The sequence below is a fragment of the Longimicrobiaceae bacterium genome (genome assembly GCA_035936415.1).
Taxonomy (GTDB): Bacteria; Gemmatimonadota; Gemmatimonadetes; order Longimicrobiales; family Longimicrobiaceae; genus JAFAYN01.
This window is the reverse complement of the sequence record DASYWD010000098.1, coordinates 1-22,587: the sequence shown is the minus strand read 5'-3', so window position 1 is coordinate 22,587 and position 22,587 is coordinate 1. Positions and strand designations below refer to the sequence as shown.

16 protein-coding genes and 1 pseudogene are annotated in these 22,587 nt (G+C 67.8%); 8 read left to right on the top strand and 9 right to left on the bottom strand.

The window, feature by feature from the left end; translation table 11 throughout:
• Position 1 precedes the first annotated feature (1 nt).
• Entirely contained in the window at positions 2 to 7,042 is a 7,041-nt protein-coding gene (locus tag VGR37_03910; protein HEV2146540.1) for an amino acid adenylation domain-containing protein, read from the top strand.
• Positions 7,043 to 7,207: 165 nt separating this feature from the next.
• On the opposite strand, the gene VGR37_03905 is transcribed toward VGR37_03910, so the two are convergent.
• Complete coding sequence (locus VGR37_03905; protein ID HEV2146539.1) at positions 7,208 to 7,822, bottom strand: transposase; 615 nt, start codon at positions 7,820 to 7,822, stop codon at positions 7,208 to 7,210.
• A gap of 306 nt (positions 7,823 to 8,128) precedes the next feature.
• Positions 8,129 to 9,462: pseudogene (locus VGR37_03900) on the bottom strand (ISNCY family transposase).
• Positions 9,463 to 9,660: 198 nt separating this feature from the next.
• Here VGR37_03900 and VGR37_03895 point away from each other — a divergent pair.
• Both VGR37_03895 and VGR37_03890 read left to right on the top strand, forming a co-directional pair.
• Complete coding sequence (locus VGR37_03895; GenBank protein HEV2146538.1) at positions 9,661 to 9,900, top strand: hypothetical protein; 240 nt, start codon at positions 9,661 to 9,663, stop codon at positions 9,898 to 9,900.
• A gap of 672 nt (positions 9,901 to 10,572) precedes the next feature.
• The gene (locus tag VGR37_03890; protein HEV2146537.1) at positions 10,573 to 11,559 is read left to right on the top strand and encodes a tyrosine-type recombinase/integrase; all 987 of its coding nucleotides are present in this window, start codon (positions 10,573 to 10,575) and stop codon (positions 11,557 to 11,559) included.
• Between the two features lie 244 nt (positions 11,560 to 11,803).
• On the opposite strand, the gene VGR37_03885 is transcribed toward VGR37_03890, so the two are convergent.
• The 4 genes from VGR37_03885 to VGR37_03870 are packed head-to-tail and all read right to left on the bottom strand — an operon-like array spanning position 11,804 to position 13,654.
• Positions 11,804 to 12,211 (bottom strand): VOC family protein, encoded by a 408-nt coding sequence (locus VGR37_03885; protein HEV2146536.1) that lies wholly within the window; start codon positions 12,209 to 12,211, stop codon positions 11,804 to 11,806.
• 8 nt (positions 12,212 to 12,219) lie between these two features.
• Positions 12,220 to 12,699 (bottom strand): SRPBCC family protein, encoded by a 480-nt coding sequence (locus VGR37_03880; protein ID HEV2146535.1) that lies wholly within the window; start codon positions 12,697 to 12,699, stop codon positions 12,220 to 12,222.
• A gap of 20 nt (positions 12,700 to 12,719) precedes the next feature.
• The gene (locus tag VGR37_03875; GenBank protein ID HEV2146534.1) at positions 12,720 to 13,295 is read right to left on the bottom strand and encodes an SRPBCC family protein; all 576 of its coding nucleotides are present in this window, start codon (positions 13,293 to 13,295) and stop codon (positions 12,720 to 12,722) included.
• Entirely contained in the window at positions 13,292 to 13,654 is a 363-nt protein-coding gene (locus VGR37_03870) for a metalloregulator ArsR/SmtB family transcription factor (GenBank protein ID HEV2146533.1), read from the bottom strand. The genes VGR37_03875 and VGR37_03870 overlap by 4 nt, the downstream gene beginning before the upstream one ends.
• 301 nt (positions 13,655 to 13,955) lie before the next feature.
• Here VGR37_03870 and VGR37_03865 point away from each other — a divergent pair, with 301 nt between their 5' ends.
• The 5 genes from VGR37_03865 to qatC all read left to right on the top strand — a co-directional run bounded on the left by VGR37_03865 (position 13,956) and on the right by qatC (position 20,117).
• Entirely contained in the window at positions 13,956 to 14,333 is a 378-nt protein-coding gene (locus tag VGR37_03865) for a YciI family protein (protein HEV2146532.1), read from the top strand.
• A gap of 62 nt (positions 14,334 to 14,395) precedes the next feature.
• Positions 14,396 to 15,604, top strand: a complete 1,209-nt coding sequence (locus tag VGR37_03860; GenBank protein ID HEV2146531.1) for a DUF6596 domain-containing protein — start codon at positions 14,396 to 14,398, stop codon at positions 15,602 to 15,604.
• A gap of 571 nt (positions 15,605 to 16,175) precedes the next feature.
• On the top strand, positions 16,176 to 18,044 hold the full coding sequence (locus VGR37_03855) for a P-loop NTPase fold protein (protein HEV2146530.1): 1,869 nt from the start codon (positions 16,176 to 16,178) through the stop codon (positions 18,042 to 18,044).
• 25 nt (positions 18,045 to 18,069) lie between these two features.
• The gene (gene qatB / locus VGR37_03850; GenBank protein ID HEV2146529.1) at positions 18,070 to 18,843 is read left to right on the top strand and encodes a Qat anti-phage system associated protein QatB; all 774 of its coding nucleotides are present in this window, start codon (positions 18,070 to 18,072) and stop codon (positions 18,841 to 18,843) included.
• A gap of 116 nt (positions 18,844 to 18,959) precedes the next feature.
• The gene (gene qatC, locus VGR37_03845) at positions 18,960 to 20,117 is read left to right on the top strand and encodes a Qat anti-phage system QueC-like protein QatC (protein ID HEV2146528.1); all 1,158 of its coding nucleotides are present in this window, start codon (positions 18,960 to 18,962) and stop codon (positions 20,115 to 20,117) included.
• Between the two features lie 1,075 nt (positions 20,118 to 21,192).
• Here the strand turns inward: qatC and VGR37_03840 are convergent.
• From VGR37_03840 to VGR37_03830, 3 genes are all read right to left on the bottom strand, one after another.
• A complete protein-coding gene (locus VGR37_03840) occupies positions 21,193 to 21,858 on the bottom strand; it encodes a hypothetical protein (GenBank protein HEV2146527.1) in 666 nt (221 codons plus the stop codon).
• 9 nt (positions 21,859 to 21,867) lie between these two features.
• The gene (locus VGR37_03835; protein HEV2146526.1) at positions 21,868 to 22,047 is read right to left on the bottom strand and encodes a hypothetical protein; all 180 of its coding nucleotides are present in this window, start codon (positions 22,045 to 22,047) and stop codon (positions 21,868 to 21,870) included.
• 419 nt (positions 22,048 to 22,466) lie between these two features.
• Positions 22,467 to 22,587: IS5/IS1182 family transposase (locus VGR37_03830; GenBank protein ID HEV2146525.1), on the bottom strand; the 121-nt coding region annotated here is incomplete at its 5' end.

The following is a 22,587-nucleotide window of genomic DNA, read 5'->3' as shown; positions in this document are numbered from 1 at the left end:
GATCCGCGCCACCCTTCCGCACGGGCTCGTGCGCGCCGCGCGGGCGCTCGCCCGCGAGGCGGGGGCGACGCCGTACATGGTGCTCCTGGCCGGGTTCAAGGCGCTGCTGTCGAGGCACGTGGGAGAGGAGGACGTGGTCGTGGGCACGCCGGTCGCCGGTCGCGAGCGCGCCGAGACGGAGGGGCTGATCGGCTTCTTCGTCAACACCCTCGCCCTCCGTACTCGGGTGGTGCAGGCCGAGAGTTTCCGGGCGCTCCTGGCGCGGGTCCGCGAGACCACGCTCGCCGGGTATGTGCACCAGCACGCGCCCTACGAGCGGGTTGTGGCGGAGCTCCAGCCCCTGAGGGAGACCGGGACGCCGCTCTTCCGGGTGATGTTCGCCTACAACACGGCCCCGGAGCCGGCGCTCCGGCTCCCCGGGCTGGACGTCCGAAGCGTCGACGTGGAGCGCGGCGCGGCCAAGTTCGACCTGATGCTCTCTCTGGAGGACGGCCCCGGGGCGATCACGGGGGCGTGGGAGTTCGACGCGGAGCTGTTCGCCCGCTCGAGCGTCGAGGCACTGGCGGCGCGGTTCGTCCGTCTGCTGGAAGCGGCGCTGCTCGCTCCGCACACGTCTGTGGAAGACCTCCCGCTCCTCTCCGACGCGGAGCGCGAGGCAGTGCTCGCGGCCGGCAGGGGCGCCGAGTTGCCAGTGGCGGGGGGGACCCTCTACTCGAGGTTCGCCGCCCAGGCGGCGCGCACCCCGGATGCGGTCGCGGTGGAGTACGGCCCGGAGCGGATCACCTACGTGGAGCTGGACGAACGCGCCGGTCGGCTGGCCGGACGCCTGCGCGCAGTCGGCGTGGGCCCCGAGGTACGGGTGGGGGTCTGCATGGAGCGCTCCCCCGACCTGGTGATCTCCCTCCTGGCGGTGCTGAGGGCGGGCGGAGCGTACGTCCCGCTCGACCCCTGCTATCCCGCCGACCGCCTCGCCCACATGCTGGCCGACTCCTCTGCCGCGGTCCTGCTGACACGGTCCCGGCTCGCCGACCGGCTTCCGGCGGGTGTGGCCCTGGTCGTGATCGATGGCGTCGAGAGCCCGGCCGGGGAGGACGCGTCGACCCCCGCGACGAGCGTCGGGATGGAGAGCCTGGCCTATGTCATCTACACCTCGGGGTCGACCGGCCTGCCGAAGGGGGTGGGGGTCCCGCACGGGGCGCTCGTCAACCACATGGCGTGGATGCAGCGCGTCTTCCCGCTGGAGGCCTCCGACCGGATCCTCCAGAAGACCTCGCATAGCTTTGACGCCTCGGTTTGGGAGTTCTGGGCGCCGCTGCTGGCCGGCGCCACCCTCGTGCTCGCCGGTGCGGAGGGGCATCGCGACCCCGTGCAGCTCCTCCGCACCGTCGAGACGCAGGGGATCACGATCCTCCAGCTCGTCCCCTCCTTCCTGCGCACGGTGCTGGACGAGGCCGGTTTGCGGCGCCGCACGTCCCTCCGCCGTCTCTTCTGCGGCGGTGAGGCACTCCCCGTGGAGCTGGCCCGGCGCGCCCACAGGGTACTGGGCGCGGAGGTCGTGAACCTCTACGGGCCAACCGAGGTGTGCATCGACGCCACCTCTGCCGTCCACCGCGGGCCGGAGGCCGGCTCGACGGTCCCGATCGGGCAGGCGGTGGACAACGTGCGCGCGTACGTGCTGGACGGGCGGGGTGATCCGGTACCGGTGGGTGTCCCGGGAGAGCTGTACCTGGGGGGAGCACAGCTGGCGCGGGGGTACCTAGGCCGGCCGGAGGGGACGGCGGAGCGGTTCGTTCCCGACCCGTTCGGCGGGTGGCCGGGCGCACGCCTGTACCGGTCCGGCGACCGGGTGCGGTGGCTCGCCCCGGGGATGCTTGAGTACCTGGGGAGACTGGACGAGCAGGTGAAGGTCCGGGGCTATCGCGTGGAGCCGGGGGAGGTCGAGGCTCTGCTCCGCCGCCTGGACGGAGTCCGCTCCTGCGCGGTGGTCGTCCGCGAAGGCGAACCCGGCGAGAGGTGCCTGGTCGCGTACGTGGTGGGGACAATGGACGTGGGCGGACTCCGCGCGCGGCTGCGGCAGGCGCTCCCGGAGCACATGATCCCGGGCGCGATCGTCGAGCTGGATTCGCTGCCGCTCACGCCCAACGGGAAGCTGGACAGGCGAGCCCTGCCGGCGCCGGCCTGCGCCGTGGCAGGGGAGCGCCACGTCGAACCTCGTACGCCGGTGGAGGAGGTGCTGGCGGGGATCTGGGCGGAGGTGCTGCGCGTGGAGCCGGTCGGGGTGACCGTCAGCTTCTTCGAGCTGGGGGGGCATTCGCTCCTTGCCACGCGGGTGGCCTCGCGGGTCCGCGAGGTCTTCGGAATCGAGCTGCCGCTCCGGGCGCTCTTCGACGGACCCACGGTGGCGGAGCTGGCGGCGCGGGTGGAGGCGGTCCGGCGCGCAGCATCGCTGGTGCTTCCGCCCGTGCTGCCGGCGGCGCGCACGGGAGCGCTACCGCTCTCCTTCGCGCAGGAGCGCCTCTGGTTCCTGGACCAGCTGGGGCCGGGCAGCGGGTCCTACAACGTACCGAGGGCGCTGCGGCTCCGCGGGGTCCTAGACCGGGGGGCGCTGGAGCGCGCGCTCGGCGAGACCGTGCGGCGCCACGAGACGCTCCGGACGTGCTTCCGGCAGGTCGACGGCTCGCCGGTGCAGGTGGTCGCGCCGTACACGGGCGTCGCGCTGCCGGTGGTAGACCTCTCCGGGCTCGGCGGGGCGGAGCGCGATGCGCTGGCGAAGCGCCGCTCCGCGGAGGAGGCGTCCAGGCCGTTCAACCTCTCGGCGGGACCGCTCTTCCGCGTGCTCCTGCTCGCTCTGAGCGAGCGGGAGCACGTGCTGCTGCTCTGCATGCACCACATCGTCAGCGACGCGTGGAGCACGGACGTACTCCACCAAGAGCTGTCGGCGCTGTACGCGGTGTATCGCGACGGCGGCGAGCCGGCCCTCCCGGAGCTGCCGGTGCAGTACGCGGACTACGCCGTCTGGCAGCGCGAACATCTGCGGGGCGAAACGCTGGAGCGGCAGCTGGCCTACTGGAGGGCGCGGCTCGAGGGCGCGCCGGAGCTGCTGGAGCTGCCCACGGACCACCCGCGGCCGCCCACGCCGTCGTTCCGTGGCGGTACGGTGCCGGTGGAGGTCCCGGGCGAGCTGGTCGAGCGGCTGCAGGCGCTGGGGCGGAGCGAGGGCGCGACCCTGTTCATGGTGCTGCTCGGCGCCTTCCAGGTGCTCCTCTCCAAGTACGGCGGGAGCGAGGACGTGGTGGTGGGGAGCCCCGTCGCGGGGCGCACGAGGAGAGAGGTGGAGGGGCTGATCGGCTGTTTCGTGAACCCGCTGGTCCTACGGACCGACCTCGCGGGAGACCCGACCTTTCGCGGGGTGCTGCGGCGCGTGCGAGAGGTCGGCCTGGGGGGGTACGAGCATCAGGAGGTGCCCTTCGAGAAGGTGGTGGCGGAGCTGCAGCCCGAGCGCAGCCTCGGCCACTCTCCCCTCTTCCAGGTGACGCTCACTGTCCAGAGCACCGGAGGCCCGGGGCTACGCCTGCCGGGGCTCGCCGTCAGCGACGCCGACGTGGAGTTCGACGCCGCCAAGTTCGACCTCTCGCTGGTGGTCGAGGCGACCCCGCAAGGCCTGCTCGGCGGGCTCACCTACAGCGCTGACCTGTTCGAGCGCGGCACCATACAGCGGATGGTCGGGCACCTGGAGCGGGTGCTGGAACAGGTCGCAGAGGACCCGGAAGTGCGTCTCTCGGGCGTGGGGCTCATGGGGGAGGCGGAGCGCGCGCAGGTGATAGAGGAGTGGACCCGGAAGCGGGCGGAGCTTCCGGTGGATCGGTGCATCCACGAGCGCTTCGAGGCGCAGGCGGAACGGACGCCAGACGCGGTGGCGCTGGTCTGCCAGGGGACGAGCCTCACCTACGCGGAGCTCAAAGAGCGGTCCGACCGGATCGCGCACCGCCTGCGGGGGCTCGGCGTTGGGCCGGAGGTGCGCGTCGGTCTCTGCCTTGAACGCTCGCCGGGGATGCTCGTGGCGATCCTCGGCGTTCTCAGGGCGGGGGGCACCTACGTCCCGATCGACCCCACGTATCCGCCGGAGCGGATCTCTTACCTGCTGGAAGACTCCGGCGCTGCCCTGGTCGTGGCGCAGGACGCGACCCGCTCCGCCATTCCCGCCTCCGCGGCCGCGCGGGTGCTCGCCCTGGAGGCCCTGCTCACCGGCCCGCCCCCGGGCAGCATCGGCGTACCGCTCCCGGTGGAGGTCTCTCCCGAAAGCACCGCGTACGTGATCTACACCTCCGGCTCCACCGGCCGCCCCAAGGGAGTCCTGGTCACCCACGCGAACGTGCTGCGGCTCTTCGACGCGACCGACCCCTGGTTCGGCTTCGGCGGGGACGATGTGTGGACGCTCTTCCACTCGTACACCTTCGACTTCTCCGTCTGGGAGATATGGGGAGCGCTGCTCTACGGCGGCCGGCTCGTCGTCGTCCCCTTCGTCACCACGCGCTCTCCGGAGGACTTCCACCGGCTGCTGCTGGACGAGGGGGTGACTGTGCTGAGCCAAACGCCAAGCGCCTTCAAGCAGCTGGTCCAGGCCGACCGGGCCTCGGACGTGGACCCGAGCGCGCTGAGCCTGCGCTACGTCGTTTTCGGAGGCGAGGCGCTGGACACGCAGGCGCTGCGTCCCTGGATGGAGCGGCACGGAGACGAGCGGCCCCGGCTGGTGAACATGTACGGGATCACCGAGACCACGGTCCACGTCACCTACCACGTGATCACCCGCGCGGACTTGGAGCGTCCGGGCAGCCCCATCGGGGTGCCGATCCCCGACCTCTCGCTTCACGTCCTAGACGCTAACCTGGAGCCGGTGCCGGTGGGCGTACCCGGGGAGATCTTCGTGGGTGGCGCGGGGGTGGCGTGCGGCTACCTGAACCGGCCGGAGCTGACGGCTGGGCGCTTTGTCTGCGACCCGTTTTCCTCGGAGCCGGGGGCGCGGCTCTACCGCTCGGGAGACCTGGCACGGCGGCGCGTGAACGGGGAGCTGGAGTACCTGGGGCGCGCCGACCATCAGGTGAAGCTGCGCGGCTTCCGCATCGAGACGGGGGAGATCGAGGCGGTGCTGTGCTCGCACCAGGGCGTCGGCATCGCCGCCGTGGTGGTCCGGGAAGACACGCCGGGCGACAGGCGGCTGGTGGCCTACGCCGTTCCCGCGCCCGGAGCGGCTGAGCCTGCTCCGGCGGAGCTGCGCGCGCACCTGGTCGAGGTGCTCCCGAGCTACATGGTGCCGGCCGCCATCGTCCTGCTGGAGAGATTGCCGCTGACGGAGAACGGCAAGCTGGACCGCCGCGCCCTCCCGGCGCCCGCCGTCGGCCGGCCGCTCGGACCGGGGTGCGATTCACCCACCTCCGAGTCGGAGCGCCTGCTGCAGGAAGTGTGGCAGGATGTGCTCGGCGTAGAGCAGGTGGGAGTGCTAGAGAACTTTTTCGCGGCGGGCGGTGATTCGCTCCGCGCAGTGCAGGTGATTGCGCTACTGCGTGATCGCGGGATGGACCTCACCGTCCGCGATCTTTTCCAAGAGTTGACCATCCGTGGACTTGCGAGTCGTTTCGGTGCGACCAGCGAGACCACTGGAGCCGAGGAGGCGCCAGCTGGTGGAGTTCCACACCATCTGGCGGACCTGCCCGATGAAGAGATCCACCGCGTACGGGCCGTTTTCGGAGACCAGTTGGAAGACGCTTATCCGGCTACCCGGATGCAGGCGGTGATGCTCTTCGCGTACGCGAAGGATGCTGCGCGCGACGGTGTCTATCACCCGCAGCAGTGCCACCGCCTCACGGATGCGTCGCTCTCGGTCGGTGCGCTTCGCCACGCGATCGAGCAGCTCGTCTGCAGGCACGCGATCTTCAGGACCACCTTCACCACCGGGAGCGACGGCGCCCCGCTGCAAGTGGTCCGCAGGAGGCCTCCTGTACTCATCGACTACCAAGACCTGCGTGAGCTCCCCCGTGAGGAGCAGGAGCGCGCGGTACAGGCTCGGATCGCGGAGGACCTCGACACCCCGTTCGATCCATACAACCCTACGGTTTCGCTCATCCGCTTCGTGATATTCCATCGCGAGGACGGTGTGGCCGATCTGCTGATCTCGGCGCACCACGCAGTCGAGGATGGCTGGGGGAACGTGCACTTCCTCAACACTTTGTTCGAGGCGTACGCCGACGCCCGCGACGGCCGGAAGGTTTCCTCGGCGCCGGTTCCCAATACCTACCGGGAGTTCGTCGCGCTTGAGGGGGAGATCCTGGCTTCGAGGGAGGCACAGACGTTCTGGCGCGATCGGATGCGGCAGGCATCCCCCGCGTGGCCGGTTCGACGCGGTGGTACGGGTGGGTCCCAGCGCGAGTGCCGGGTCGTTCGCAAGGTCTCTCCGGAGCTGACCGCAGCGCTCCGCGAAGCCGCCTCGCGTGAGAGTGTTGCCCTGAAGGCGATATACCTGAGTCCCTACCTCGACATGGTGGCGATGCTCTCGAGCGTGGAAGATGCGTGCGCAGGCGTGGTATGGAACGGCAGGTCGGAGCGGCTCTCCGATCCGCTCACCGCGCTCGGTCTCTTCTGGAACCTCCTCCCGGTGGCGCGGCCTTTCACCGCCCCCGGCGGCGCCGCAGGTCGGGCCCGGGCCGTCCATGAGGGCCTCCTCGAGGCCGATCTCTTTGGGCGCTATCCGCTGGCGGAAATCATGGCGGCGAACGGTGGAGGGGAGCCGTTCTTCGCGACGTTCAACTTCCTCCACTTCCGACACCAGGCCGGACCCGACGTCGTGCGAGGAGGCCGCGTGGAGCCGGTCTACGTGCTCGACCGGCTTCATCTCCCGTTCAACCTGGCGGTCAGCCTCGCGCCGCGGACCGAGGGCGGGGGGCTGCACCTGGAATACGACGAGTGCTTCTTCAGCCGAGCTGATGCGGTCGCCGCCCTCGACACCTACCTCCTGCGACTTGGGGAGCTCACAGGCCGCTTCCAGTGAAATGAAGAGCTGTTGACATGATCCTTGTGGCGCTCTGGGAGCAGACCCGTTGGAGCGGCGAGCCGCTCGATTTCGAGTTTCCTCTCCTGGGCACATCTGAACTGCTCATCGAAAGAATGCACTTGCCCGACCGGGGAGCCACTCCCATTTTTGTAACACGGGTTGTCACGCTACCCTGGGAGCCGGATCGACGACCAGCAGCGGGAATGACAGCAGGGGCGGGGATTTCCGACGCCCAGCGACGCGTATCGACGCCGCCGCAGTGACATCCGCCCCGTTGGCTGCGCTCAACTCGAAGCCGGTGATCACCCCGGGCCAGCAGATCCTCACGTGCAGGCGGAAGCCGTAGTAGGTGCCCGGCTGGAGTGAGTCCTTTCCATAGCTGGCCTGACCTGCAAAGAGGCGGCTGCGCTTGGCCCGAGAGAACCGGCAGATCGGCACGGGCATGCTGTCGAGGATCGAGAAGTAGGGATCAAAAGCCACCCGCTCCAGTACGCACCGCCACACGAGGTACTTCACCCCCCAGAGGTTGGCCATCTGGCGCGTGAAGCTGGTGCGATGCACCTTCGTGAGGGCGGGGAAGAGATGGGTGTAATGCCAGCGAAAGAAGCGGTAGAGATCCGTCTCCTTCTCCAGCCCCAGGAACTCGCCGGCGAGTTCGATCGCGAGGACCTCGCTGTCACTCAGTGCAGGGGCAAATCCCCTCTGGCGCAGCCGCTGACGTGCCAGCAGATCGTCGCAGAGGCAGAAGATGTGCGTCAGGAAGAGTTCGGGGTCCATGGCAGTGCTCCTGCAGAGGGACTGAGGTCGGTTCGCAACCCCGAAGTCGCTGCTGGAAGCCTGCCATGGACCTCCTCATTGTAAGTTGCACACGGGGGTAGCTAGTGTCCATCCGGAAACCCCCATAATCCGGGCGGATCAGAGAAATAGTGGTGCGCGGTTCGGAGCGATGCAGGCCCGTCGGAGACGGCTCCGGATGGCCGGCAGCTGACTGGCAGCGCTCGGTTCGCGTCAGAGGCGGGGGTGCAGGGTCCTCGTGGGTACACTCCGCCCCTGGGTGGGGTGTCCGCGCCCCTGCCGAGCCGCTCAGGCGAGTTGGTGCCGGGCGAGCGTGAGCAGGTTCGCCGAGAGGATGCCGCCCCACACGTAGCTCCAGAAGGAGAGTTCTCCGCGCCAGGTGCAGCGATCCAGCCCAAAGGCGCGCTTCAGGAAAGAGATCACCCCCTCAATCCCCGCGCGGAAGTCCCGTAGCCGCTTGTACATCCAGGTGCTCTTGACCATCTCGGGCACCTTCAGCCCGCGTTTCTTCGCGAAGCAGACGTCCTGGATTCCAAGGCCCTTCGCCTCGCGCAGGTTCTGCTTCGAGGTGAAGCTGCCGTCCAGGGCTGCCTGGCGCGGCGGGCGGCCGTAGAGCTCCGTCTGTCGCTGGAGCATCCGCGTGGAGAGGGTCGAGTCGGCGGGGTTGCCCGGCTCGATCACGCAGTCCAGCACCAGCCCTGAGGCGCCCCCGCTCAAGTAGACCGTGTGCCCGTAGAGCGTCTCCCGCCCGTCCTTGATGATGATGTCCGTGTGCGGCTCGAAGAGCGAGACCACCTTTTCGCTCACGCTGAGTTTCTCGCCCCCAGTACGCGCCGCTGCGCCTGGTCGATCATGCGCTCCAGCAGCCGCCCGTAGTCGTTCAGCTTGAACGCCAGGCGCCTCAGTTGCTCCTGCGGCGAGTCCGCCAGCGCCGCTCTCGCGCTGCGGGCGTAGCCGAGGACCTTGTGCGAGACCTTCAGCAGGTCGCGGTACAGCGGCTTGCGCTTCTCCTGCGTGGGCGCGCGCTGGATCGCCAGCATCCGCCGCTTCGCCCGCTTCGTGTGGTCCCTCCACGCAGGGAGGTCCGCCCTCTTGGCGGCCTGCTCCAGCAGACGCGTGAGCACCCGCACCGCGTCCCACAGCAGCGTGGAGTCGCGCGGCGCGTGAATGTTCGTTTCCACCACCGTGCTGTCGATGCGCACCTTCCGGCCCCGCTCCACCCGCTCCCGCTCTGCCCGCTTCAGCAGCACGCGGTGGATCGCCTCCAGCGTCTGGGCTCGTACCTTCTTCAGGTTCTCCGCCACCGTCGAGCGCGAGGGAACTTCCTCCAGCGCCCCGAAGCGGCAGAACGTGCGGTAGCTGGTCGAGTCGATCAGGTGAAAGTGCAGCTCCTCGTAGCTGAAGCCGTTCATCTGCTTGATCACCAGCACCCGCAGCACCTGATCGCGGCTCATCCCGGTGCGCCCGGTCTGCGGGTTCTTCACCCCGCGCACCAGGTCTTGACCGACCCGCTCCGCCATGCCAGGTTCCTCATCCAGGATCCGGCTGATCGCTTCCAGCTCCCGCGCGTGCGGGTGGTCGATCCAGGGCCGATCCAACGAAAACTGGTCGTGACGGCGCATTCGAGTGTGCTCCGCGAGAGGTGGTTTGCGCTTCGTAACCCAAACCTACTCCTTCCGCGCGAGATCCAACACACCCGGGTACGCCGTTTTCTCTTGTTCTGATGCGGCCTTCTGAGTTTCCGGATGGACACTAGCTAGGGAGACCCGGAGCCGGGGCCCCTGCTCTGGAACAACCAGACCAGCGAGAAGCGCGTCCGGGTGGCACGCCTGGACGGCGACGTCCGCTTCGAGCCCTACCGGGTGCCGAACCCGGTGGTCTACTTCGACCCCACGGTGGAGGACTCCTGGCTCGGGACCTCGCTCCTCCTGGGCTTCACCCTGCGCCTGGACCCCGAGCGCCGGCGGATCCGCATGACGGCCGCCGACACGATGCTCCGGGTGCCGGCCACCGCACGCTCGGCTTCCGGCTTCGCGCGAGCGGTGGCGTCGCGCTGGTGAGCGACGTCGTCCCGGGCACCCCCGCCGCGCTCGTGCTCTCGTCAGGCGACGGTGATCGTGACGGGACGCGGGACGGCCGGGCTGTCGGTGGCGGAGGTGGGGATGGTGCCGGTGGCGCACGGGGTGCTGCCGGAGGGGGTCCGGGAGGAGCTGGACCGGGTGCCCTCTCCGCGGCTTGCGTGGGGACCCCGGAGCGGTCGCCGCGCTCCACGGGACGGCAACGTACGTGCTGCCGCCCGGGAAGGAGCCGAGGGGCCGCGCAGCCGTCGCCGGGTGGCTCACAGTCTCCGGAGAACTTCCGAGCCGAGTCGTGCTGATGATCCTACCAGCAGCAGGGCTCCGCACTCGCACGCATCGTCGGCGGGCTTGTGGAGGGAGCAGAATCCAGACTATGATAATGGGTCTTATCGAAGGTCAGGCGCGACGGCAAAGGGCAGGGGCACCCCGCACCGGCTCCGGGTGCCCGCCAGGAGGATTTCGCCACGGATCGCGCCTGGTGCCTCCGGAATTCTGCGGACGACCTCCCGAGTCTCCCCACCCGACGATCGTGCGTCCTGTGCGAACTGTGGAGGTCGGCTTTTCGCTGGCTCCCCTGAAACCTGCTCCTGGTCCTGTCCGGTGTGCGGACAGATCCGGATCCACCGTCCAGCCCGCCTTCCCGCTTCAGCCGTCATGACCATCACACCCGTGGAGCTTCCGGCCGGCGCTCTCATTCGGATCGCGCCGGTAGAGATCGCCGTCGTCCAGGCTCCCGACGCCGACCCGGTCTCGGTCTACCTCGCGCAGCTCGCGCCCACGTCGCGGCGGGCGGTGCGCCACGATCTGGACGTGATCGCGGGGATGCTCTCCGGAGAGGAGGCCGATGCCCAGGGGATCCCCTGGCACCTCCTGCGCTACCCTAACACCGCGGCCATCCGCCAGCAGCTCGCCGAGCGGTACGCCCCCACCACGGCGAACCGGATGCTGTCGTCCCTGCGCGGCGTGCTTCGCGAGGCGTGGAACCTGGAGCTGGTCTCCGCCGAGGACTTCCACCGCGCCGTGAGCATCCGGGCCGTCAAGGGGAGCCGCCTTCCCGCGGGGCGTGCGCTCACCGCCGGCGAGATTCGTGCGCTCTTCACCACGTGCGCGGAGGATCCCCGCCCCGCCGGGGTGCGGGACGCCGCGATGCTCGCGGTGCTGTATGGGGCGGGCGTTCGGCGGGCCGAGTTGGTGCAGATGGATGTTAGTGATTACGAAATGGAGACCGGGGCCGTGCGCGTTAGGTCAGGCAAGGGGAACAAGGACCGGATCACGTACGTGCAGGGGATGGGGTGCACGGCCGTGGAGGTGTGGATCGCGGTGCGCGGGCCGGAGCCCGGGTCGTTGTTCGCGCCGATCCACCGGAGCGGGAAGATCCAGATGCGTGCCCTGCGGGAGCAATCCGTCTACGACATGCTCCAGCGGCGCGCGACGGAGGCCGGCGTCCCGCCCTTCTCCCCGCATGACCTGCGGCGCACCTTCGCCGGCGACCTGCTGGATGCGGGCGCGGACATCAGCACCGTGCAGAAGCTGATGGGTCATGCGAGCGTGAACACCACGCAGGGGTACGACCGGCGCGGCGAGGCTACGAAGCGGAAGGCGGCGGGCTTACTCCACATCCCGTACGCCCGCCCGGGGTGACCGGGCAGCCCGCCCGGGGTGACCGGGCAGCCCGCCCGGTGATCGAGCCGACGGCCCTCGTGGACGGAGAGGCATTCCGGTCGAGGCCGAGCACCTCGGAGTACCGACTCTGCGGACGCGCCGCATCCGCTGCTCCCCCTGGCCCTGCTCCTCCTCACCGGCCTGTACCTCTTCATCCTGCCGCATGCCGCCAGGCTGCGCCGCCGACGCCCCACCGGCGGACCACTCCCGGGATGGTGAGTACTTATGCGGGCGGCAGGGTGAGCTGCCAGGAGACGCCGAAGCGGTCCTGCAGCCATCCATACCGGGGGCTGAACGGGTACTCCCCCAGCGGCATCAGTACCGCGCCGTCCTCGGAGAGCCGCGCGAAGCGCTCGTCGATCTCCGCCTCGCTCGCGCAGACCACGTGGAGCGAGACCGACGGCGTGAAGGTGAAGGCGTGCTTCACCCAGCTGTCGATGCAGAGGAACCGCTGTCCGGCGAGGGTGAAGGCGGCGACCAGCACCGACCCCTCCGGCCCCGGCCCCTCCGGACCGTAGCGCTCGATCGACTCGACCGCGCCGTCGAAGAGGGAGAGATAGAAGGTCATGGCCTCCTCGGCGCGGCCCTCGAACATCAGGAACGGGGTAACCTGCGGACGCGGATTGCTCATCGGGCTCCTCAGGGGTGGGAAGGTGTGCGGACGTGAGCGTCCGGGTAGTGGTCGGCGACCAGCTTCAGCTCGACGCCGTGTTCGAGCAGCGCCTTCAGCGCGGCGAGGACGAAGGAGAACCCGCCCATCGAGTCCAGCGCCTGACGGACCACCTCGTCACCCCCGCCCGCGAACCCGGAGTTCGTGATGCTGACGTAGGTGGTCCCGTCCGGCCGGGCGGTGAACACCCACTCGACGCGGGTCGGCGGCTCGTCCCACTCGATCAGGATGCGCTCGTCCGGGTCCAGCTCCAGCACCGTCACGTCGGTCGACGCGCCGTACATCTCCCACGTCCATCGCGCCCTGCCGCCCGGCTCCAGCGGTCCGCTGCTCCGGGTGAACCAGAACCTCGTCGTGACGGACGGGTCGGTGAACGCCCGGAAGACCTCGGCGACGGGGCGGCGGATCAGCATCCCGGCTCTGACCACGGGCTGAGAATCGAGCTGCATCGTTCCACCGGTCATCGGGTTCAGCGGGCTGCGGAGCCGCCGGCAGCCGGGGCGGCCGCGAAGCGCTCGGCGTACTCGGCCTCGAGCCGCCCGTGGGTCGACCAGAAGCCGCGCGGCTCCCGCCCCTCCAGCCGATCGAGGAGGATGCCCAGGTGGGTGTGCCACCCGGCTGCGACGCTGGTCATCCCCTCCCGGCTGCGGAGGCGCCGCTGGGTGACGACCAGCCTCACCTCCCCGCCCCCGGTCGGGAAGAGCTCGAAGGTGACCTCCGAGTGCTCCTCCCCGTCGCCCCAGGTGTAGCGCAGCAGGCGGGGCGGCTCGCAGGCGAGGACGGTCCCGTGCATGACGTGCCCGTCCTCGTAGGCGCCGTACTTCGCCGGCGGCTTCGTCTCGTGCGACAGGTCGGCGTGGCGGAAGCGGTGCTCCACCCGGCCGCCCGGCCGCAGCTCCATCTCACCCGGCGCCAGCCAGAGGCCCCGCTTCTCCGAGTCCGTCAGGTAGGCCCAGATCCGCTCCACCGGCCCCGGCAGCCAGCGCTCGATCCGCACCTCGCCCAGCGCGGGGCTGGTGCCGAGCGCCTCGTTGTCGTGCCTCATCCGCGTCGCTTCCTCCGTTGAGGGTGGGTGGGTTCGCCGTCCTCGGCCCGGAGCGCCGCCTCCAGCGCGTCCAGCCGAGCCGTCCAGAAGGCGCGCTGCCGGTCGATCCACTCGGCGGCCTCGTCCAGCGGGGCGGGGTCCAGGGAGAGGATGTGCTCGCGGCCCTGCCTGCGGCGGCGCACCAGCTGGGCACGCTCCAGGATACGGATGTGCTTGGAAACCGAGTTCAGCGAGATGTCGAAGGGCGCCGCCAGCTCCGTCACCCGCGCCGGACCGCGCGAAAGGCGGGTCAGGATCTCCCGGCGCGTCGGGTCGGCCAGCGCGGCCAGCGTCTGATCGAGGCCGGACCTATCAGCCACAACACACCTCCCTCGCACGAGCGGACGACATTCACCCTCATGGGTGAATATACCCCCGCACAGGACATCGTCAAGAGAGGACCAGATCGCGCGCCGGCCGGGCTCGTGCCGGCCAGGCGGACGCGGACGCCGCCCTGCCCCGCGGGAGAGATGCAGCGTAAGATGTCTGTGCCGGGCGCTACCGGACCGGGCGGGGCGGGATCGAAGCTCCCGGACCGGCGGAGACGTGTCGATCAGCCGGCCACCAATTCGTCATGTGGACGTTCCACCATCGAGCCAACCCTTTCCGAAAGGACGTCTCATGCGCTACACGCTCCTCCTCCACTATCCCGAGATGACCGCAGAGGACCTCGGGCAGGAGGCGATGGAGGCCGGACAGGCCGCCTTCCACGCCTACGCCGCGACGATCGACGAGGCCGGCGTGCTCGTCTCGGCCGAGGTCCTGCAGCCGTCCACGCACACGACGACGGTGGCGCTCCGGGACGGCGGCCTTCGCGTGCAGGACGGACCCTTTGCCGATACGAAGGAGCAGCTCGGCGGCACCTTCGTGATCGACGTGCCCGACCTGGACGCGGCGCTCGCCTGGGCGGAGAAGTGCCCGGCGGTGGAGTGGGGCACGGTGGAGGTCCGCCCCTCGGCCGTCCGCTTCACAGACGGTCGGTGGATCCCCGCGGGGTGACCCCGGCAGGCGGCGAGACCCACGCCGGTGGAGTGGCGCCGGCGTGGGCGCGAGCCGAGCAGGTGGCCCGTTCCTCCTACGGGCGCCTGCTCGCGATCCTGGCGGCGCCGGGCGGCGACCTGGAGCTGGCCGAGGACTGCCTGGCGGAAGCCTTCGCGCTGGCGCTCCGCACCTGGCCGGAGTCCGGGATTCCCGGAAACCCCGAGGCCTGGCTGCTGACAGTCGCCCGCAACCGCCGCCGCGACGTCTTCCGGTCTGCCGCCCGGCGCACCGAGACGGCCCTGCGCGGCGACGAGGCCGGAGCGGTGGATTCGATGCTGCAGGATCTCGACCCGGAGGCCATCCCCGACCGGCGCCTGGCGCTGCTCTTCGTCTGCGCGCACCCGGCGATCGACCCCGCCGTGCGCGCGCCGCTCATGCTGCAGACCGTGCTGGGCTTCGAGGCGCAGCAGATCGCGGAAGCATTTGCCGTGTCGGCGTCGGCCATGGCCCAGCGGCTCGTGCGCGCCAAGCGCCGCATTCGGGAGACGCGCATCCCCTTCGTCGTCCCCGACCGGACCCGGATGGCGCCGCGCCTCAATGCAGTGCTCGAGGCGATCTACGGCGCGTACGCGATCGACTGGCGGCTCGTCTCGGGCACCACCACGCGCGACTCGCTCGCCGGCGAGGCGCACTTCCTGGCGGGCACCCTCGCCGAACTGCTCCCGGGCGAGCCGGAGGCGCTCGGCCTCGCCGCGCTCCTCTCCCTGTCGCTCGCGCGGGCGGAGGCCCGCGGCTCGGCCGAGGAGTTCGTTCCCCTCGAGGAGCAGGACACCGCCCGCTGGGACCGGGGGCTGATTGCCCGGGGGGAGCAGTACCTGCGCCGCGCCCGGGCGCTGGGCCGCATCGGCCGGTTCCAGCTCGAAGCGGCCATCCAGTCGGTCCACTGCGCCCGGGCGGTCTCGGGCGCCACCGACTGGGCCGCGCTGCGCCGGCTGTACGCGGCGCTGGTCTCGACCGCACCGACGCTGGGGGCGAGGGTCGCCCTGGCGGCGACGGTCGGCCGAACCGGAGGGCCGGCGGCCGGGTTGGCCGCGCTCGACGGCATCCCGGACGCGGGGGTCCAGCGCTCCCAACCTGCCTGGGCGACGCGGGCACACCTGCTCGCGGCGGCCGGCCGGATGGAGGAGGCGGGGCAGGCCTTCGAGAAGGCCATCTCGCTCACGACGGAGCCGGGCGTTCGCCGGTACCTGGAGCGCTGGCGATCGGCGTGCGCAGGCGATCCGAGCTGACGTACGCCGGCGGAGATGATTTGCGGGATTCTCGGGCGCTCGCGGTGAGTCCCGGGCACGCCGCTAGTGTCGCGACTGCGCGTTCTGCTTCAGGTGAGGTCGTCAGGACGCTTCCTGTTGGAGGTGCAGTCCGACGCTGCATTAACCGACTCCCGGCGGAGGCGACTGTCAGGTCGACACCATCACCGTACAGTCGAACGCGGGATAACCGCACTTATGTTGCAGTTACCGTCTACTCCTCGCGTGGGTAACGCCTGCACGACGGCGCTGCTCCGTCAGCCCAAATCCTCTGCGGTCAACGGATGGCACGCTGAATTACGGGCTTGGAAGAAGTCTCCCAGGAGCGCAACTGTGCTGTAGAGGGTTGCGAATTCTGACAGGGGCTGGAGATTCAATCCGAAAGTGCCGTACTGGGGATTGCTCGGGTGATCTGGGCGAATCAGCCCTTGGATAAACACATCCTGAAGCTAGTTTGTCGGGCCGACCCGAATAGGGTTGCTGCTTCTCATCAAAATCGTAGATTGGTTTGTCCTGCCTGACGGCCCCTTCCAGACATGTTCCCTGCTTTTCCATGTGGCCCGATAATGAAACGGAGCGCGACTTCCTGAACTTCTCGGGCGTTGCGGACACAGTCGCTGAGATCATCGTTCAGGCACGGGGACGTCCGATCTCGATCGGCGTTTCTGGAGCGTGGGGTATCGGGAAGTCTTCGATGATCAAGCTCACACGGGCGTCGCTCGCGCGGCGACCGCGCCAGAAGGGTGAGCACGAGTTCGTCTTCGTCGAGTTCAACGCGTGGCTGTACCAGGGTTATGATGATGCTCGGGCCGCATTGATGGACGTGATCGCTGGGAAGCTCGCGGCGGAGGCCGAAGAGCGAGAAACGGCGATTGACCAGGCTAAGGACCTCGTGAAGCGGGTGAAGTGGGTGCGAGCCGCTAAGCTACTCGCTGGCACCGGGGTCTCGCTCGCACTCGGACTTCCTCCGATCGGTCTGTTCGGTGAGATGTGGGCCCTGGGGCAGAGAGCGCTCTCTGGTGGTGTCGATCAGGGGCTGATCCAAGATGCGCAGCGGCAGACGGGGGAAGCTACGAGCGCCGCAGCCGGGCTTCTGAACCCGAGAAGCGAGAGCTCTCCACCAAAAGAGATCCAGGCATTGAGGGACGCCTTCGAGCAGACTTTGAAGGAGCTCGGCGTCACTCTCGTCGTGCTGATCGACGACTTGGATCGCTGTCTACCCGAAACAACGATCTCGACCCTCGAGGCGATCCGACTGTTCCTGTTCTTGGAGAATACCGCGTTCGTGATCGCCGCCGACAACGACATGATCAAACACGCGGTGCGGAAGCACTTCGAAGGGGTCGACGACGATCTGCTCGTGACCAACTACTTCGATAAGCTGATTCAGGTGCCGATCCGTGTACCTCCGCTCGGGACGCAGGAGGTTCGTGCATACATGATGCTGCTCTTTGTCGACAACAGCGATCTTGGCGGAGAAATCAGGGAGAAAATCCGTGCCGGGGTCTGCGCCCAGCTGCGCCAAACCTGGCAGGGGAAGCGGGTTGATCGTGCCTTCGTGGAGTCACTGCACGATGAGATCCCAGCTGAGCTCGTAGGGAAGCTTGATGCCGCCGACCGACTTGCTCCGCTCATGACGACCGCATCCGGCATTTCGGGAAATCCGCGCCTGATCAAGCGGTTCCTGAACGCCTTATCCATTCGCATGACGATCTCGAATGCTCAGGGTGTGGGAGTCGATGAGGCGGTTCTGGCGAAGCTGCTGTTATTCGAGCGCCTGGGGAATCCGAAGGCATACGCGGCGTTGATGACGGCCGTCAGCGCGAGCGAATCGGGCAAGCCCTCCTTCCTCGCGGAGTGGGAAGAGAAGGCCAGCGCAGGCCAGGATCTCGCACTTGACGTGCCCTGGGACGACCCGTTCGTCCGCGAGTGGCTCACCCTGCCGCCGACCCTCGCGGACAAGGATCTCCGCGGCGCGCTCTATGTGAGCCGGGAGCATGCACCGCTCGTCACCCCCGAGGATCGGCTCTCCTCAGAGGCTGCCGATCTTCTATCGGCGCTCCTGCAGCACCCGGAGATGGCCGATGGCCTGAAGAGCCGGTTGACCGACCTGCCGCGCACGGAGTCTACGATCCTGATGGACCGCCTCTTGGAGCGCGCACGACAAGAGCAGGAGTGGGGCGTGCCACCGATCATGGAGGCGTGCTTGGTTCTCGCGGCAGCGGATCCCGCTCAGGGAGCTCGTCTGGCGGCGTTCCTTCGCGAGCGTCCGGCGCAGCAGATCCAGCCCAACATCGTGCCGAAAATCAGCGACCAGCCCTGGGCCGGGGACGTATTCGCCAAGTGGGAGCAGGGCGGCGTGGACAAGCCCGTGAGAAACGCAATAAAGCGATGGAGGGAGCGTGGGAACGTCTCAGTCTAGCGTGGGACCGGGGCCTGGTGTCCCCATGGTGCCGCCGTGGGTGCCGGACGTGCCAGAAGACGGAAATGGGGATCAGGCCGTCTCGCCCGATGCGCCGGCGCCACCACCAGGGCCGGCACCAATCGCACCACCCGCGCGCTTCGGAGGCGCGCGGAGGAGCCTAGGCTCATTTGCCCGCACTGGAGACCGCAGCGACATGCGCCGCGGCCTGGGGCACTATGTGCGAAGTGGATACGGAGGCGCGGGAACAACCACACGCCGCTTTGCCGGGACCGCCCGAACCGCGGGAGCACTGGATGCTGCCCTCGCCGGTGCTGCGGGTCGGCAGACCGTACCCGGAAGCCCGCTCGACCCGGTGCTGCTCGAGGGCCGGTCTGCCGAGCAGGTCATGAATGCCATCGTCGAAGCCGTGCGCCCCATAGACGGGTCTCAAGATACAGAATCAGCACGGGTCGCGATTCGGGATTCGCTGGCTGAACTGCTAACACGTTTCCCCGAGGCGGACTTGCTGAACCTTAACGCGGAGCAGCGGGCCTTCGTGATCGAGAGGTTCACCGCGTCCGACGTCTACAACCGCTTTCACCTTGACGTAGGCCGGGCAATCGTCGAGAACGCACCGACGGCTGCGACTGCCCTCTCCCGTCTTCGGCAGGTGAAGGATTATGTGAAGGAGGCGGTCGCTGCCTCGTTTCGCAGGCTCCGGGATGCAGGACGTGCGCTCACGGCAGGTCGGGTCAGTCAACTCGTTCGTGATGCTCTGGGGGAGACGTTCCAGGTATTCGAAGGATACGCCGAATGAGACTTCTTTGCGGCCCCAAGTCGTTCGATCCCCCCCCTGCAGAGGGTGAACCCCTGCGGGTAGTCCTGTATGGGCTGCCTGGCGCTAAGGAATACGGGAGTGCGGGAGCGGCTGCCATGGCCGAAGTGATTCGCCGCAGACTCGATCCAGCGCCTCGCGCCTGGGATCTGCTGTCGTTGGCGCTCTCGGTGATCACCGCCGACTTCGCAGGTTCACGCGACGACAGCCCCGATGGATGGACGCGGGAGTTCGACCTGGAGATCGCGGTGGCTGACCCTGACTTTTGGAATAGCCAGGCGGATGCGATCAGTCAGGCACTCGCGTTCCTCACAACGGACCGCTGGCGGCTGCGCTTCCATGCGGGAGGCGCGCTGCCTGCGCCGCCCGACCGGCCGATTCACCCGGAGGAAGACTCCGTCGTCCTGCTCTCCGGCGGACTGGATAGTCTTGTCGGATCAATCGACCTGGTAGCTTCCGGACGGAGACCGCTTGCTGTGAGTCAGACGGTCCGTGGAGATGCGGGCAAGCAGGTGGAATTTGCCGCGATAATCGGTGGCGGTCTCAACCACCTCCAACTGAACCACAACGCGTACGCGCCAGATGCTGAGGAGGGCTCGCAGCGGGCACGGTCGCTCATCTTCATTGCCTTCGGCGTCCTGGCTGCAACCGCGCTCCAGCATTATCACGAGGGCGAAACCGTCCCGCTCTACGTCTGCGAGAACGGCTTCATCGCGGTGAATCCGCCGCTAACAGCCGGGCGAATTGGGAGTCTGAGCACCCGCACCGCGCACCCCGTGTTCCTGGACCGGTTGCAAGAGATCTTGAACGCTGCCGATCTACGCGTCCAGATCGAGAATCCGTATCAGGTGGCGACGAAAGGGGAGATGCTTCGCAACTGCGCGGATCAGGCGCTGCTACGGAGGGCGGCAGTGGTTTCCACCAGCTGTGGCCGCTTCCAGAGGTACAACTATCAACACTGCGGGCGTTGCGTACCCTGCCAGGTCCGTAGAGCGGCATTCCTGGCGTGGGGTGTTCCTGATACGACGGACTACAAGTTCAAGGATCTGGGAAGGGATGATTCAAACCATGCGGGCTTCGACGATGTCCGGTCCGTCGCGATGGCAATTGCCCAAGTCGAGCAGGATGGCCTCAACAATTGGATCGGACCTACGTTGAGCACCCTCACCACCGTGAATGCCGCGCCGCTCCAGGCGCTGGTGGGTCGCGGGCTTGAGGAGTTGGCGGCGTTGCACCGGGCTTACGGAGTAAAGTGATCGACTTCCACTGCCACTTAGATCTCTATCCGGATCCGCATCAGGTCGTGCAGGAGTGTATCTCGCGCAACCTGTACGTGCTTTCGGTGACGACTACGCCGTCTGCGTGGCCGGGGACATCCTCGCTGACCCGGGGATCGAGTCGGATTCGAACTGCCCTGGGGCTGCACCCCCAGCTTGCTCACCAGCGCAGGTCCGAGCTGCCGCTCTTCGAGCAGTACCTCGCGCGGGCGCGCTACATCGGAGAGGTGGGTCTTGATGGCACTCCGGAGTGTAGGCCGCACTGGTCGGACCAGGTCGCGGTTTTCACTCGGATCCTGCGCGCCTGTCAGCAGGCAGGTGGACGAATTCTCTCCATCCACAGCCGACGCGCTGCGACTGCGGTACTCGACCTCCTAGAAGCCCATACCGGGGCCGGCGTGCCGGTCCTTCACTGGTTCTCGGGCACCCAGCGTGAACTTGCGCGTGCCGTGTCCCTCGGTTGCTGGTTCAGTATGGGCCCTGGCTCGCTGGGGAGCGATAAGGGACGGGCGTTGGTTCGTCGAATGCCGCGGGACCGAATCCTCACCGAATCAGATGGTCCTTTCGTGCAGGTAGGTGGTCGGGCTGCGCTCCCGTGGGACCTGGATCAGGCGGTCACCGCTCTGGCTGGAACCTGGGGAGCGCCGATTGCGGATGCGCGGGCGCAGCTCTTCAAAAATCTGAAGCAGCTCCTTCTGACTTCAGGAGAGGGAGTCCAAACCGGCGCTCGAACGTGACGATCTCCGCGAGCGTAGACCGAAGCGGTACCACAGTTCTCCGTCGGGCAGATGGGCGATAGGCTGGAGTTGGCCTGACATACGGCACCGCCGAAGGGATCACTGATGGCAAGCCTGCTCAGCACGCATTCTCCAAGATCACGTCTTGTCCCAATACCCAACCGATACGGTTGGCAAATTGGTCCGATCCTCCTTCGTACTCGGTTCGAGTACGAACAGTCGCACCTCGTCGCCCGTCACTGATGGCGCTTATGAGTACATCGTTGCCGAATAGCTTTCTCGCGAGGACACTGCATGATTCGCTCGGGTCCTGGTGATTATGTACGGTCTGCAGCCTGGATCTCACTGGGAACGACAGATTTGGTTTCGGTGTGCGCCGTGGCAGCACGGCTGAAGCTGTCATAGACCTTCCGGGTATACGAAGTCGAGAAGAGCTCTCCCCGTGTTTGACGGTCAGTCCAGTAGGAGCCATCTAGCCCATCCGGTGGACTCGCCCGGACGTTTAGCACGATCGCGCCGTAGTGAATTGGACTACGATGCCGGACCAGGAGCTTGGGTTCGGCTTGGTACACTCCCGTCACCACGTACAGGCCATCCGGGAACCCGACGATGTCCGAACCCAGCATCTTCGAAGACGACTCTGCGGTCATCAGGCGAAGACTGATCGACGTGTACGTCTGCCGTACCGCGAGATAAGCCTGGATCGGGCCTACACCCTGCCCAGATTCGGGATCCTTCCAGTCTGATTGCAGAGTAACCGCCCAAGTTCCCTGCAGGAAAGGACGCTTCACAAACCACCCATGTAACCAGCGAAGCCGCCACAGCCACAGATCAAAGACCGCTACCAAGCCGATTAGGGCGCTCCCGACCACGCCGAGCGGCCGGGCATGCTGAGACGTCAGCTCAATGCCCGAGGCCAGCAGCGCGACCGCCCAGAGCAGTGCTGCAAAGTAAAGCAGGGCTGTGATGTGGATCCGATGCATGCGGGTCGCTTACTCGAATCCCAGGTAGTCCCAAGCCGCGCTGATGAAGCTGTGGGCCTGCTCACGCGTCCAGGGCTGAGAGGTCCGGAACAGGTACTTCAGCTCGTTCACCTCTCCGCACTCGTCGCACTCGCTGAATGAACGGGTGTGGTTGAACAGGTGCGCCAGGATCCACCGCATGTCATCCATGTAGCGGTCGTGCCCAAACCCCTCGTCGGGAACGTTCCAGACCAAGCACTCGACGAGGTACGAAGGAATCGGCTCGGCCGCAGCGACTCCGTTCTCATGTCATTCCGCACGCGCTTCAGCGCACGCACCATCCCCTTGAATCGTCCCCCTGTGGCCTTGTTCTTCGCGATCCCATTCTCCGCATGCTGGTGCGGCCAGTTGATGATTGACCCCCCGTCGTCGGGACGAAGCTCTGTTCCCGATAGGTAGTAGATTGAACCGTCCGCGCGCTTCAGATACCGCCGGTGCTCAAAGGTGGGGACCACGTCCGCATCCACCCGGTAGGTGTTCGCGTGGACGTCAAAGGCTTTCTTGCCCCGTGTCACGCCTTCCGCACCAAAGAAGCTCCGCAGTGCTGCACCTAGGGTGTGTCTGACGGATCAGAGCCAGAGCACAATGCAGGCAAGAAGCACCCCGGCCAGGTAGTTGTAGCCGCGCTTATCGTAGCGAGTGGCAACCGCGCGGAAGTCCTTGAGGCGGTTGATGCAGCGCTCGACCACG

What these genes read in the sequence shown, in the direction of transcription:
- qatB (HEV2146529.1), top strand. Translation starts at nt 18,070, where the DNA reads ATGGTGCCGCCGTGGGTGCCGGACGTGCCAGAAGACGGAAATGGGGAT.
- VGR37_03890 (HEV2146537.1), top strand. Translation starts at nt 10,573, where the DNA reads ATGACCATCACACCCGTGGAGCTTCCGGCCGGCGCTCTCATTCGGATC.
- VGR37_03885 (HEV2146536.1), bottom strand. Translation starts at nt 12,211, where the DNA reads ATGAGCAATCCGCGTCCGCAGGTTACCCCGTTCCTGATGTTCGAGGGC.
- qatC (HEV2146528.1), top strand. Translation starts at nt 18,960, where the DNA reads ATGGCCGAAGTGATTCGCCGCAGACTCGATCCAGCGCCTCGCGCCTGG.
- VGR37_03840 (HEV2146527.1), bottom strand. Translation starts at nt 21,858, where the DNA reads ATGCATCGGATCCACATCACAGCCCTGCTTTACTTTGCAGCACTGCTC.
- VGR37_03835 (HEV2146526.1), bottom strand. Translation starts at nt 22,047, where the DNA reads ATGGATGACATGCGGTGGATCCTGGCGCACCTGTTCAACCACACCCGT.
- VGR37_03875 (HEV2146534.1), bottom strand. Translation starts at nt 13,295, where the DNA reads ATGAGGCACGACAACGAGGCGCTCGGCACCAGCCCCGCGCTGGGCGAG.
- VGR37_03855 (HEV2146530.1), top strand. Translation starts at nt 16,176, where the DNA reads ATGTGGCCCGATAATGAAACGGAGCGCGACTTCCTGAACTTCTCGGGC.
- VGR37_03880 (HEV2146535.1), bottom strand. Translation starts at nt 12,699, where the DNA reads ATGCAGCTCGATTCTCAGCCCGTGGTCAGAGCCGGGATGCTGATCCGC.
- VGR37_03905 (HEV2146539.1), bottom strand. Translation starts at nt 7,822, where the DNA reads ATGGACCCCGAACTCTTCCTGACGCACATCTTCTGCCTCTGCGACGAT.
- VGR37_03865 (HEV2146532.1), top strand. Translation starts at nt 13,956, where the DNA reads ATGCGCTACACGCTCCTCCTCCACTATCCCGAGATGACCGCAGAGGAC.